The 13207-nt window shown below is 59.5% G+C and carries 12 protein-coding genes and 2 pseudogenes; 8 read left to right on the top strand and 6 right to left on the bottom strand.

What is annotated here, in order from left to right:
* Positions 1–67 precede the first annotated feature (67 nt).
* The 4 genes from trbF to Q3C01_RS23695 are packed head-to-tail and all read left to right on the top strand — an operon-like array spanning position 68 to position 3159.
* Entirely contained in the window at positions 68–751 is a 684-nt protein-coding gene (gene trbF, locus Q3C01_RS23710) for a conjugal transfer protein TrbF (RefSeq protein WP_458147716.1), read from the top strand.
* On the top strand, positions 751–1725 hold the full coding sequence (gene trbG, locus Q3C01_RS23705; RefSeq protein ID WP_458147786.1) for a P-type conjugative transfer protein TrbG: 975 nt from the start codon (positions 751–753) through the stop codon (positions 1723–1725). The genes trbF and trbG overlap by 1 nt, the downstream gene beginning before the upstream one ends.
* Positions 1722–2918 (top strand): TraB/TrbI/VirB10 family type IV secretion system protein, encoded by a 1197-nt coding sequence (locus tag Q3C01_RS23700; protein WP_458147715.1) that lies wholly within the window; start codon positions 1722–1724, stop codon positions 2916–2918. The genes trbG and Q3C01_RS23700 overlap by 4 nt, the downstream gene beginning before the upstream one ends.
* A 1-nt stretch (position 2919) precedes the next feature.
* Positions 2920–3159 carry a DUF2274 domain-containing protein gene (locus Q3C01_RS23695; protein WP_458147714.1) on the top strand — a complete coding sequence of 80 codons (240 nt, stop codon included), beginning with the start codon at positions 2920–2922 and terminating at the stop codon, positions 3157–3159.
* Here the strand turns inward: Q3C01_RS23695 and Q3C01_RS23690 are convergent.
* The 3 genes from Q3C01_RS23690 to Q3C01_RS23680 all read right to left on the bottom strand — a co-directional run bounded on the left by Q3C01_RS23690 (position 3135) and on the right by Q3C01_RS23680 (position 5945).
* The gene (locus Q3C01_RS23690; protein WP_458147713.1) at positions 3135–4091 is read right to left on the bottom strand and encodes a LysR family transcriptional regulator; all 957 of its coding nucleotides are present in this window, start codon (positions 4089–4091) and stop codon (positions 3135–3137) included. The genes Q3C01_RS23695 and Q3C01_RS23690 overlap by 25 nt on opposite strands.
* Positions 4092–4498: 407 nt before the next feature.
* Positions 4499–5131, bottom strand: a complete 633-nt coding sequence (locus tag Q3C01_RS23685; protein ID WP_458147712.1) for an acyl-homoserine-lactone synthase — start codon at positions 5129–5131, stop codon at positions 4499–4501.
* A gap of 79 nt (positions 5132–5210) precedes the next feature.
* Positions 5211–5945 carry a helix-turn-helix transcriptional regulator gene (locus Q3C01_RS23680; RefSeq protein WP_458147711.1) on the bottom strand — a complete coding sequence of 245 codons (735 nt, stop codon included), beginning with the start codon at positions 5943–5945 and terminating at the stop codon, positions 5211–5213.
* A 766-nt stretch (positions 5946–6711) separates the two neighbouring features.
* On the opposite strand from Q3C01_RS23680, the gene ald reads away from it, so the two are divergent.
* Complete coding sequence (gene ald, locus Q3C01_RS23675; protein WP_458147710.1) at positions 6712–7821, top strand: alanine dehydrogenase; 1110 nt, start codon at positions 6712–6714, stop codon at positions 7819–7821.
* Positions 7822–7936: 115 nt separating this feature from the next.
* A pseudogene (locus Q3C01_RS23670) lies at positions 7937–8306 on the top strand (IS66 family transposase); the annotation flags it as partial.
* Positions 8307–8772: 466 nt separating this feature from the next.
* Here the strand turns inward: Q3C01_RS23670 and Q3C01_RS23665 are convergent.
* Positions 8773–9048: a hypothetical protein gene (locus tag Q3C01_RS23665; protein WP_458147709.1), complete on the bottom strand. Its 276-nt coding sequence runs from the start codon at positions 9046–9048 to the stop codon at positions 8773–8775.
* 142 nt (positions 9049–9190) lie between these two features.
* Positions 9191–9856 carry a site-specific integrase gene (locus Q3C01_RS23660; RefSeq protein WP_458147708.1) on the bottom strand — a complete coding sequence of 222 codons (666 nt, stop codon included), beginning with the start codon at positions 9854–9856 and terminating at the stop codon, positions 9191–9193.
* Between the two features lie 172 nt (positions 9857–10028).
* Here Q3C01_RS23660 and Q3C01_RS23655 point away from each other — a divergent pair.
* Positions 10029–10141, top strand: a pseudogene (locus Q3C01_RS23655) (transposase domain-containing protein); the annotation flags it as partial.
* Between the two features lie 172 nt (positions 10142–10313).
* Here the strand turns inward: Q3C01_RS23655 and Q3C01_RS23650 are convergent.
* On the bottom strand, positions 10314–11579 hold the full coding sequence (locus Q3C01_RS23650) for an IS701 family transposase (protein ID WP_458147707.1): 1266 nt from the start codon (positions 11577–11579) through the stop codon (positions 10314–10316).
* A gap of 151 nt (positions 11580–11730) precedes the next feature.
* On the opposite strand from Q3C01_RS23650, the gene istA reads away from it, so the two are divergent.
* Positions 11731–13207, top strand: a 1477-nt coding sequence (gene istA, locus Q3C01_RS23645) for an IS21 family transposase (protein WP_458147706.1), incomplete at its 3' end; no start/stop codon positions are given.

Here is a 13207-nt window from a genome sequence, read left to right as displayed (position 1 = left end):
GGCGTCTTTTACCCTTTCCGGGCCGGCGACACTCACGGTGGCACGTTAGTTTTAGGGAGATCACTGCATGTTTAAACGATCGGCCGTCCACTATGGCCGCACGCCCCAGCCGGTCACGCCCTATCAGAGGGCTGCCCAGGTCTGGGACGACCGGATCGGCTCGGCGCGTGTGCAGGCCCGGAATTGGCGCTTGATGGCGTTTGGATGTCTATTCTTGTGCGCGGGATTTGCGGGTGCCCTCGTTTGGCAATCGGCGCAAGGAACGGTTACCCCCTGGGTCGTCGAAGTTGATCATCTGGGCGAGGCAAAAACCATCGCTCCGGCAAATGGCGGCTACGAGGCGAGCGATCCGCAGATCGCCTTCCATCTCGCTCGCTTTATCGAGCATGTGCGCGGTCTTCCGCTGGACGCCATCGTGCTGCGGCAGGATTGGCTGCGTGCGTATGACTTCACTACCGACCGTGGCGCGGGCGCACTGAATGACTATGCCCGCAACAACGATCCCTTCGCCAAGGTCGGGAAAACCCAAGTCGCCGTCGAGGTCTCGAGCGTCATTCGGGCCTCTGTGGACAGCTTTCGCTTAACCTGGACAGAGCGGCATTACGAGAACGGGCAACTCGCGGCCACCGAGCGCTGGAGCGCGATCCTCACGATCGTCGTTGAACCGCCCCGCGATATCGAGCGGCTGCGCAAGAACCCGCTCGGCATTTACGTCAACGCGATCAATTGGTCGAAGGAGTTCGGATCGTGATGCCTCAAGTTCTCGTGCCGAACCTCCAGACATTCAGACAAAGGGCCGTGTCCGCACTGTTGATCAGTGCATGGGTGCTTAGCGGCTGCACCACATTCAAGCCGCCGCAGATCAGCTATGATGACGAGATCCCGCCGCCTCCCGACCTGCCGGCACTGGCCGATGAGCGTCAAAAACCGATTCACGTTCCACCCGCCTGGACGCCGGCGCGTGGTGGCAAGAAGCTTGAGGCCAAGGAGCCGGTCGAGCGGATCGAGACGGCCAATGACGCTGCGCGGGTCGAACCTCGCAAAGGCGGGTATTTTAATGCGGAACAGGTGTTTCCCTATAGTCCGGGGGCGCTTTACCAGATCTATGCAGCGCCGGGACAGATCACCGATATTGCGCTCGAGCCGGGCGAGCAGCTGATCGGCTCGGGACCCGTGGCCGCGGGCGATACCGTCCGCTGGGTGGTGGGTGATACCGAGAGCGGCGGCGGAGATGCGCGACGCGTCCACATCATGGTCAAACCGACGCGCCCGGCGATTACGACCAATCTCGTCGTCAACACCGATCGCCGCACCTATCTGATCGAGCTCCGCTCCCGAGAAAAGCCCTACATGCCTTCGGTCGCCTGGTTCTATCCGAAATCTCGATCCGCTCCCGGCCAAACCCTGCCACCGGCACCGTACATTCCTGATCCGGCCGAGCGTCGCTATCGCTATAAGATCGGCGGAGACAGCCCGCCCTGGCGCCCAGTCAACGCCTATGACGATGGGCGTAAGGTCTACATAGAATTCTCCGCAGGGATCACCCAGGGCGAGATGCCGCCGCTGTTTGTCATTGGATCGGACGGCAAGAGCGAGATCGTCAATTACCGTGTCTACGGCAATGTTCTCATCGTCGATCGGCTGTTTGCGGCGGCCGAATTGCGGCTCGGCGGTGAGGGCCAGCAGAAAGTCCGTATCCTAAGAAGCGACGGGAGGCCGCTATGAGCGATACCGGAGTTTCCGGTCGTGAGCCGGCGAAAGCGGATGCACGAGAGGACATTGCCCAATCCTTGCGACTACGACCTGAACGGCCGCGAGTGACGCGCCTCTCCCGCAAGGCTCTCCTTGTCGGCACCGCTTTGGCTCTGGCGGTTATCTCCGGTGCGGCTTTATGGGCTCTGCAGAGACCTGAAAAGCGCAACCCCACCCCTGAAGAGCTCTATTCGACCGACCACCACACCATTGCGGACCAACTTTCGACCCTGCCAATGGATTATGCCGGAATCCCCCGTGACGTGCCAAGGCTTGGACCACCCTTGCCAGGCGATCTCGGGCGGCCGATCCTCGCAGCCCAAGCCCAAACGCAATCCGGTTCGCTCGCAGTCGATGCTGAACAACAGCGAGTTAACCAAGAAACCGAGGCGGCGCGGACCAGCAAGGTATTTGCCTCGACCAATGTCCGGTCACTGGCTGCAACTCCCCCTTCCAACGAGACCTCGAGCAACCCGACGGCGTCTTCCGACGAAGCGTTCGCGCAGAATGGCCAGGATCGCAAGCTTGCGTTCGTCAACGGTGCCGTAGACCGCCGAATGATAAGCCCCGATCGTCTCGTGAAGCCGGTATCTCCTTTCGTGGTCCAGGCCGGCACGGTCATTCCGGCTGCTCTCATTACAGGGATCCGCTCCGATCTGCCCGGCCAGATCACGGCACAGGTGACCGAGAACGTCTTCGATACTCCAACGGGGCGGGCGCGGCTGATCCCACAGGGGGCGCGATTGATCGGGACTTATGACAGCCAGGTCGCGTTCGGACAGTCGCGCGTGCTCCTCGTCTGGACACGCCTGATCATGCCCAATGGCCGTTCCATCGTGCTCGAACGACAGCCAGGAGCGGACGCAGCGGGTTACGCTGGCCTCGAGGATGAGGTCGACAACCATTGGAAGGAGCTGCTGGGAGCAGCCGCGCTATCGACATTGCTCGCCGTTGGGACAGAGGTGAACTATGGAGCAGACGCCAATAGCTCCAACAGTGACATCATTGCGGCGCTGCGCCGTGGAGCAGGGGATTCCCTCAATCAGGCCGGACAACAAGTGGTCCGGCGTAACCTCAACATTCAACCGACATTGACCATCCGTCCGGGATTTCCAATGAGGGTCATCGTCAACCGCGATCTCGTGCTCGAACCGTATAGAGGATGAAGTGATGAGATTGAAGATTGGAGCGCTTCCGGATGACAAGCCCGTTCGTATCGCCATCGACCTGCCCGCTACTGTGCATCGGGACCTGATTTCCTATGCGGAAATTCTCTCGCGCGAAACCGGTCAGAAGATCAGCGATCCGAATAAATTAATAGCGCCAATGGTGGAGCGCTTCATGGCAACGGATCGGGCGTTTGCTCGAGCGCGAAAGCGGCTTCACCCCAAAAATGATGAAGGGTAGCGCTCGGCCAACAATTTGAGGAAATTTGCCAGAGCTGGATTTCCGTTGTCATCACGCCAGACCGCAGAAAAGCCTATGCGGCTTGGTCCCATGCTGTCGCGCAATTCCCGATAGACTAAGCCAGAAGAATTGGAGCCCACATCGGATTCCAACACGAGGGTGATGCCGAGGCCCATACTAACGAGATTTTGGATTTCTGCGCGGCTGACCTTCCGATGCTCGATCCGCAAGTCCTCCGTCGCGGCGATGAGCTTTGCATTTAGCAATGCTTCGAGGTCGCGCCCCGAATCGTATTGGCTCATCAAAACGATTTGGTTGCTCAAATCGGACCATGAGATACCATCCTGCAGGGCCAGGGGATGATCGTGAGGAATAACAGCAAAGACCTGCTCGCTCCACAGGGAGCTGCTTCTGCTGCTGATATCGATTGAATCTCCCGCTGCCACATAGAGGTCAATCATGCCATTGCGGAGCGCACTTGCTAAGCGTGTTCTAGAGTCTTCGACGATTCCAAGCCTTACTTGCGGAAATCGCGAACAATGCTCGAGCAGCGTTGCACGTAGATGACCAGCGGTAAGAGACGTAGCGAATCCGATAACAAAGCGGCCGCATTCCCTGCGGGTTTTATGCTCTGCCCTCGCGACGAGCGTATCCATCTTTTCAAGAATTGATCGCGCCGTTCGAAGAAAATCAAGTCCGGCTGTTGTCGGTCTTACCCCGACGGTCGATCGCTCGAAAATGGTTATTCCAAGTGAATGTTCCAGTAGCCGGATGGAACGGCTGAGCGTTGATTGTGTGATGGAAAGACTGTCGGCGGCCCGACGAAAACTTCCAAAGTCCGCTGCAGCAACGGCTAATTGAAGTTGACCGAGATCCAATTTGAGCCGTCGAATTCCTGCCGTTAGACCGGCAAAGCTTGCGTGTCGCACCATTGCAGCACCGTAGAAATCCGGAAATTGAATCGGGTTAGTTGCGCAGATAATTGCATCTATTCGCAATTCTGAATGGCAATCGCTGGCCGCCGACCGGATGGGATCGTCATCGCGGGACGAAAGTCCGCGTCGTCCGCCTTCCTCATGATGTTTGGTGATCTGCGTAGGCAGTCAGTTGCATCGACGCAATTATTTCTCTGCTTGCAGCTGACGAGCTCGTCGTGGTGGTCATATGCAGCCATGATGCTCCGTGGTCCGACGATGCCCATGCATGGCTCACAAAGGAAAAAATGTTGAAACGCGTGCGAGCCATGAGGACTTTGCTCTCGGTCAACGCGACTGATCTTGGGTGGTGGAAGGTGACGGAATGACTTGGCGAGTTCAGATTGGGCGGGAGAACCGGGTGCTCAAGCGGCCTCCATCAAGACTGGTGTCCAAAGAACCGGCCCGGACAGAGCACCAGAATTGCGTACCTTCTGAAGAGCCTCCGCAGATATTTCGAGATGTCCCGCCACAGCGAGGGTGTTTCCGATGCTACAGGGAACTGCGATACGGTGGAGGGGCCAGCCCGCGCGTTTCAGGATTCTCTCCATCCGAACGTCGGTAACCGTGACGATGTTGTTAAGTCGTCTCGACAGTCCGAATTCGATCATCGCTGCGAAGAGCTCGTAAGTCGACTTCGCGAGCCCATGTTCGCCCTTCGGAGCATGGGGCGAAGCATCGACTGCGAACCGGCTGCTCTCCCAGACTAACGGGTCTGCGGGAGCAGGAAGCCCCCCAAGAACCATGGGAAACGTATGGCGCACCATGGTCGGACCCATGGTCGGCAAAAGACGAACCGAACCTTCCACATGGCCCTCAAGAGACGTTTGGACCAGGTAGGCCGGATGAAGCGCATCGAAATCATCGATTTCCATGTCACCGCAGTTCTGAACTCTCCACTCCAATCGTTGCTTAAAAACGCGATAGCGCAACTTATACATGGATGCTAACGTGCAGGAAAACGCGGCGTATGATGACTCCGTGATTAGCTGAATCATGGTCCCCTCCCAAAGGAGACCAAACTCTGGAGGAGGTGCCCGCCAACATCATCCCGCATAACTATGCGGGATCAGAGTCTTAATCTTGCCTATCTCGTTTGGCAGCCGCCAATCGCATGACAGCCTGAACGGTGGTACGAACTCCCAGCTTGTCTCTCGCGCTTCTTAGATAGTACGCGACCGTATTATGAGATATGCCGAGGATCCGTCCGACTTCCCAGGCGGTTTTGCCCTTTGCGGCCCAATCCAAACATTCGAGTTCCCGAGGAGACAGCAGGATTCCGTCGATCGTCAGTTGATGCAAGAGCTTGCGGCGCACCTGTGTATGGAAGCATCTCGCCATCAGCTGAAGGGCGGGACCGTTCAGATCGATGCACTTCTCGAACCGCGGACGCCGTTGGTCAGCGGCAAAGGTCAGAGCAGCAACCGAGCCGTCTTCATCGTGAACTGGGACGGTGAAACCTAGCCGAATTCCGAATTCGCTAGCTTCCTCGAGGAATCTTCGTTGCGTCGGAGATATTGGTCTCGAAGGTACATCTAAACCCCATTGGAACGGTTCAGTATTCTCCAATGAGCGCGTGATAATCGGATCCACACGTTCGTAACGGCTGCGCACATAATGCGCGACCCACTTGTTCGGATATGTTGATATGACCAATGGCCTTTTGTCACTCCGCCGTGGCATCGCAAGATATGCAAAGCAAGACAGATCAAGCTCGCTCACTGTGATCGCCATCGCCTCTGCAAAAGCATCCGCATATTCAGCGCTCCAGAGACGATCATTGTATCTTTGGAATATGCGATGCAGGGTCATGCGCGAGGATAACGGCATTGCGGACTAAGAGCGCCGAACCGCTCCTGACTGGGTGCGTGGGTCGCGCGAGTTGGTTCAGTTTCCTAGTATAATTGTAATTTCGTCATTGTTCCAATGGTAGTTTGGAATCCGCACGGAATTCGGTGAATTTCGGCTTTGAGATCTCATTATGACTGCAACAATGGCACCTCGCTTGCCGAGCGTTACCGCGTCTGAACCGAGTGCTCCCAAAACGGCGTTAGGCAGCGGTTCTCGATCAAGTGAACTAGTCTGAGCCTGCACGATCAGACCCGGGATCACACGACGTTGTGGCAATGTCGGCAGGAACTCGCCAAGGACGGGCTGATCGAGAGGATTGAGAGGCAGTCGGACGCCAAGAAGCTGCCCATTGTGCAAAGCCCTCGACACACCTGAAATCCGCTCATTCTCGCGTGTACGGCAGGCACCGCTGGGCAAGGCTCCGCGCGAAAGAGGCGAAGAAAAATCCTCAACTGTATATCGAACCCACCATCATCGAGCCGCGACGTGGCGCCCCACATGCGACAGGCAGAAGCTACGGGTTCGCGCTCGAGCGCAGGGCGCTAATACCTTTTCGAATCCGGCAATGAGGAAAAAAATCCGTTCCGCCAGCTCCACGATAACGGGCCCCTGCGGAATCCTGCGTTGTAGATGCTAAATTCGCCGAGTTTCTGCGCTATGTGGTTCGATTACATCGCAGATTTGCGTCGCTCTTCTGCTAAAAGGTCACCGAGAAGGGAAATTGCAAATGAGGGTCGGTGTTCCCAAGGAACTTAAAACGCATGAGTACCGCGTAGGACTTACGCCTGGTGCCGTCCGCGAATATGTGGCTGCCGGCCACAGCGTGATGGTCGAGGTCGGTGCCGGGGCCGGCATCGGCGCGGAAGATGACGACTATCGCAAGGCGGGGGCGACGATTCTGGACTGCGCTCGCGAGATATTTGCATCGAGCGAGATGATCGTAAAGGTCAAGGAACCCCAAGCTTCCGAATGGGCTCAGCTGAGAGAGAACCAGATCCTTTTCACCTACCTTCATTTGGCGCCGGATCCAGAGCAGGCTCAAGGCCTCATTAAATCCGGATGTACGGCAGTCGCCTACGAAACTGTAACCGATGCGCATGGTGGGCTTCCGCTGCTTGCGCCAATGAGCGAGGTTGCGGGCCGGCTTGCGATCGAAGCGGCTGGTGCGGCCCTGAAGCGGTATGCGGGCGGTCGGGGGCTGTTGATTGGCGGCGTGCCGGGCGTCCAACCGGCGCGTGTCGTGGTGATCGGGGGCGGCGTTGTCGGTACCCATGCGGCAAGGATGGCGGCAGGCTTGGGTGCCGAAGTCACAATTCTCGACCGTTCGATACCCCGGCTTCGCGAGCTGGACGAGCTATTCCAAGGGCGAGTGCGTACCAGGTTCTCAACCATGGACGCCGTTGAGGAGCAGCTATTCGTCGCGGACGTAGTCATTGGAGCGGTGCTCATTCCTGGGGCGAGCGCGCCGAAACTCGTCAGCCATGGCATGTTGCGCTTGATGCGCAAAGGCTCCGTGATTGTAGACGTGGCTATCGACCAAGGCGGGTGCTTCGAGACATCGCATCCGACGACGCATGCTGATCCAATGTTTGAGGTGGATGGTGTCGTCCACTACTGTGTTGCTAATATGCCCGGTGCTGTCCCGCTCACCTCGAGCCATGCGTTGAATAACGCCACCCTGCCTTTTGGATTGGCTCTCGCCAACAATGGATTTGCAGCCGTGCTGGAGAATCCGCATCTGCGTGCAGGCCTCAACGTCTATCGGGGGCGCCTAACCTATAAGGCCGTGGCCGAGAGCCTCGGGTTACCATTCTCACCGATCGAACAGGCGGCCTGATCCCAGAGGCCCCACGGGACGTTTGCTCCCTTACTTGAGCCACTTCTCGGAGTGCCCCTTTTTATGAAGGGCTGTTCAAATCCGCTTTGCAACTGGCTGGTTCAAAGTCAGGGACATCCTCAAGCGATGGGCGAGCTTCACGCTGTTTCTGGAAGATGGACGCGTGTGTCTCTCCAACAATGCCGCCGAACAGCTCTTGGCGGAAGTCCTGGCTGTTCTGCGGATCGGATCGCGGGCGACGGCGCGATGATTCCATGTACAGCCTCATCGTCACAGCGCTATGCCGCACTCGGCGTAGCGGGTTAATGCCGCCCACCGAACTATGCCGAACGGATTTGGTATGCCGTTGTCACGCTCGCGCGCGTCGATCGCGTGCACGGCAGCCCCATTCCATTCGGCATAGCCTGGTCGTTCAGAGCGCCTCGGAAGGAGTAGGCGGTCATTCGGCTGGAAGCGGATTCGCTTGCCGCGCTCGTACGGCTTGAGCTTCGCCATGGCAGCTTCCTTGAGGGCGAGGCGGGCATGCAGCTACGTCTGTGTCGTCTCGACCGATTCATGAACGAGCCACAGCGCGATCACGGAGCAGTCGGCGCCGGCTTGCAGCAGTTCCATCGCGGCTCTGTGCCTCAGCGCGCGCGGCGCCACGCTCTTGGCCTTCAAAGACGGACAACTTCTGAGCGACACGAACATGCTTTTCCAGCAGGGACTGGACGCTATCGGCACTGAGACGGCCCCCGTGCGGGAGCAACGCTGTTGCTCCTTTCCGCAACGGTTCCTTGAGCTATGCCTGGAGCGCACACCGAGCGAATGTGGTCAGCGGAGCGGTCCGCTCCTTCCGCCCTTTACCGAAGCATCGTACGTGTGCACCAGACCCGAGGTGGACGGTATCCCGGTCAAGGGCTCTGAGAGGCGCAAGCCCGTGAGAGCAAGGTGTGATCGCGGCGACCAGGATCAGCGCACTGTGTGCCGCTTCCTGAAGGACACGAACCTGAAGAAGAATCTGATGGCCGTCAGACGCAGGTTACGCATCGCGTTGGCATCGCGCGTTACCTCGAGATCGGTGAGGAGCGCGCCGATGAACGTTGCATCCAGTTCGGCGAGCATCAGGGCCGATGGGGACTTCCGCAGCCGCACCTGTGCGAAAATGAACAGCAGCCGGAGCGGGTCTCTGTAGAAGGCGATCGTGTTGCCGCTAACATTGCGCCGGCGCATGAGGCGCTCGGTCAAGAAGCGCTCGATCAACGTGGCGACGTTGCAGGCGGGCTTCATGGCGTCACCTCCCATCGCCGATCGAGACGCCGCGCCGCTTCTTTCATCAACTCGGGGTAGGCCGAGAGATACCAGTAGGTATCGCGCACGCAGGCGTGGCCTAGGTAAGTGGAGAGCACTGGGAGTTGTTGCTCGACGTCCTTGCCTTCGCGATACCAATCGAGCAGCGTCCGGATGGCGAAGCGATGCCGGAAGTCGTGCACGCGTGGCCCGGTACGATCACCTGGGCGCCGCAGCCCAATCTCTCCGGATAATCGCAAGACGCGATGAACGAACTTGTGCAGCAATCGGCCTCCCTGTTCGGCAACGAAGAAGATCGAGCCGCAGCGTGATCCGAATAGCGCATTGCGCCGGTGGGCGTAGTCGCGCGGCGCGGTTCTCGTCGTCGGATGCAATGGAACGAGCCGCGACTTGCCGAATTTAGTCGCCGAACCGTCAGCACTCCGGCGTCGTGGTTGACGTCATCACGCTCCACGTCCATCGCCTTGGATATATGCATGCCTGTTACCGCGATCAGCCCGAACAAGGTATGGTAGGTCCATCGGCGCAGCCCGTGCGCTGGCGGCAGACCCAGTGCTGCCGTCAGCAACGCATCAATCTCCGCGTCGCTGTAGACATAGGGCTTGACACTCTCCCATCCGGGCAGCATGCCGACGGGCGACACATCCGTTCTCGGATCGAAGTTGGCGACATGGCGCGCGAACCCGCGCACTCGCTCAATCGCAGCGTCCAGGATGCATGACGATCGGGCGGCAGCGTTGCCCATTCCATGCCAGCTTCGTCGTGATGATCCTGGCTTCTGCCCAAGTACTCTTCAACTTCCATCTTCCTATTCTCCGCTGTTGAGAGCGGAGGCACAGAACGAACTATGCCGAACCGACCAAACGCTGGTAAGCGAGAAACCTGGGAAAACGACCCGACTCGGGCGGGCGGCATAAACGGCGAAAATGAACGGCATCGACCCGCAGGCGTGGCTTACGGATATCCTCGCCCGGATCGCCGCTCATCCGCCCATCGGCTCGACGAACTTCTGCCCTGGAATTGGACGCCAGCATCAGCGCTCAGCTCAAGCCGCATCACCACCCATGTCAACTTGGTCCATCACGTCACCACCATCACTCGGTCGCCGAGGAACTCGACGAAGATGAAAAATGGTAGGGGGACGTCGCCAACGAAATGCATATCGAGGACGGGTAATCTAACACTACTTTGGCAGAAGTTTTTCAAGGATTTGTTTTCGGCAGTATGGGCACCGCTGAGACGGCGGCCGAAGGATGAGACCGACGATGGCGTGACGTACGGCGGGCATGGTTGGCTGAGGCGGAGGTCCGTTGATTCTTTTTTTTCCGCCCCGCGTGTGCGAGGCGACGATGCTGCAGGAAGGCGTAGGCAATCATTGTCATCAGGGCGTGGCGATGAAGACCCTGCCATGATCGCCCCTCGAAGTGATCAAGTCCGAGCTCCTCCTTCAATTGCTGATGCGCCTGCTCACAAATCCATCTTGCCTTGATGGTGGCGGCTAGTGTGCGCAGATCCGTCGCCGCAGGGAGATTGGCAAGATAGTATTTCTTCTCCCCTGAGGCACGTTGCTCGCCGATGAGCCAAGCTTCGTCGCCCGGGAGATGCTGCTGACCTTTATCCCAAATCCGCTGAGGAGGGCCGTCGGCGGTGCGGACACGGAGAGCAGCAAATCGGGCTTTCAGCCGACCTTTCGTCCCGCTGCGCCAGCTCACGGCTTTCCATTTGGCGCTGGCCAGCATTTGCTCTGCCGCAATTGATAAGATATCGGGCACGTGGTGCTTTCGTGGTTTCCCGCGGACTTTGGTAATCGGCCAAATGAGCTTCACATCGACCGGATACACCTTCAGGTGCCGAGGGATGCCGACAGCCCAGGCCAGCCCGCGCTCTGTTAGCCCTTGTCGAAATGGTGCGCTAAGTCCGTATCCTGCATCCGCCAGCACACATCCAAAGCGCACGTTGGCTGCCATCGCGCGATCAATCTCGGCCAAAGCAATTTCCGGCTTGGACCGTGGCGTTCGGTGTTCGACTGGCACGCGAGCACGCTTCAAACGAGACACGTCGCTTGTCCAACTGTCAGGCAGAAAGAGGCGTAACGCGACCATCACTGGCACTTCGCCGCGCGCAAGCGTCAAAGACACCAGCGTTTGGCAATTTGCCGTTTTGCCGAGAGCCGACGCGTATTGAGCCGCGACACCAACCGAGCGTTCGCCCTTCTTCGGCAGTGAGGTGTCATCAATAACGAGCACCGCATCCCTACCGCCGACAAGTCGGTCCGCCTGGTTGAGCAGTTCCGTCTCCAGCGGCGTCGCGTCCCAGACACCGTCCGCAATGAAATGGTGCAACTGGTCGTAGTTGCCCGTGGCAAGGCGCTCCGCCATCGGCTGAACGCTCTTGCGATCGCCAGGACCGATCAGTCCCGCAACATACAGAGGTGCGGCGCGGCGATCAAAGTGAGAGTGCAGCGTCAATCAAGATGAGAATGCCGCCGCTGGACGGGAACGTAGGGAGGGCGTAGCCCGACCGGAGTTTCCGTCCAGCGGCGGCGGCCTTTTCGAGGCCTCAGGTGGTCGCGGTCGGCCGGTATGCCGGTGGTTTTTCCGATTCGGAGGAATCACTTTTGTGCCCGGCCGCCACATAACCGACCATCAATTGAGGCTCTACATGAAGCTCAGGAAGACCCATTCGACGCCTGTCGCCGCGGCGAAGGCGTCGATCAGCGTGGCAACGGCCTACTGCATCGAGAAGGATCCAGTACTACCTTCGCAGAAGAAGGAGCCGCGCGCACGACGGCGTCCCGATCCAATCGCCGACATTTTCGACGCTGAAGTCGTGCCGCTGCTGCGGGCAGCGCCCGGCATCCGGCCCGTGGCCATTTTCGAGGAGATGATGCGGCGCCATCCCGAGTTGGGCGAGGGCGTGCGCCGGACGCTGGAGCGGCGCATCCGAGGCTGGCGTGCCATCCACGGTGAGGAGCAGGAGGTCATCTTCCGCCAGGCGCACGAACCCGGCAGGCTCGGTCTGTCGGACTTCACCGAGGTGGCCTCGTTCGGCATCACCATCGCCGGTCAGCCGCTCGACCACCGACTCTATCATTTCCGGCTCGCCTATTCCGGCTTCGAGCACGCCCATGTCGTGCTCGGCGGCGAGAGCTTCGTGGCGCTGGCGGAAGGCCTACAGAACGCACTCTGGTCCCTCGGTGGGGTGCCGCGCGAGCACCGCTCGGACAGCCTGTCCGCCGCCTTCCGCAACCTGGACAAGGACGCGCGCGAGGACCTGACCCGCCGCTATAACGAGCTGTGCAGCCATTACGGCATGACGCCGTCACGCAACAATGCCGGCATCGCCCACGAGAACGGCTCGATCGAGGGGCCGCACGGCCATCTCAAGCGGGCGATCGAGGATGCACTGTTGCTGCGTGGCACCGTCGACTTCGATGATCTCGCCTCCTATCGCCGCTTCGTCGACGAGATCGTCGGCCGCCGCAATGCCCGCAACGCCAAGCGCATCGATGCCGAGCGCGCCCAGCTTCGGGAGCTACCTGAGCGGCGCACCACCGACTATGAGGAACTCAGCGTGCGCGTCACTTCCTCAGGCGGCTTCACGCTGCGCAAGGTCTTCTATACCGTGCCCTCGCGCCTGATCGGCCATCGCTTGCGCGTGCGCCTCTACGACGATCGGCTCGATGTCTTCATCGGCGGCACGCATCTCATGACGCTGCCGCGCGGGCGTGCTTCCCCGTCCGGCAAGCATGACCAGGTCGTCAACTACCGGCACGTCATCCATTCGCTCAGAAGGAAGCCGATGGCATTGCTCAATCTGGTCTATCGCGATCGGCTCTTCCCGCGCGAGGCCTACCGGCGGACTTTCGATCTCCTCGTCGAGCGTCTGCCCGAGCGCCAGGCCTGCCGCATCATGGTCGAGCTTCTTGGCCTCGCCCACGAGCGCGGCTGCGAGAGCGAACTGGCCGAGGAGCTGTCCATCTGCCTCGACAATCACCGGCTCCCCGACATGGCCGCGCTGCGTGCCCGCTTCGCGCCCGATCCCGCGCGCCTACCCAACGTAGTCGTCCGCCTGGCGCCGCTTCAGGCCTACGAAG

This window comes from Bradyrhizobium sp. UFLA05-109 (assembly GCF_054185165.1).
This window is presented reverse-complemented; position numbering and strand designations above follow the sequence as displayed.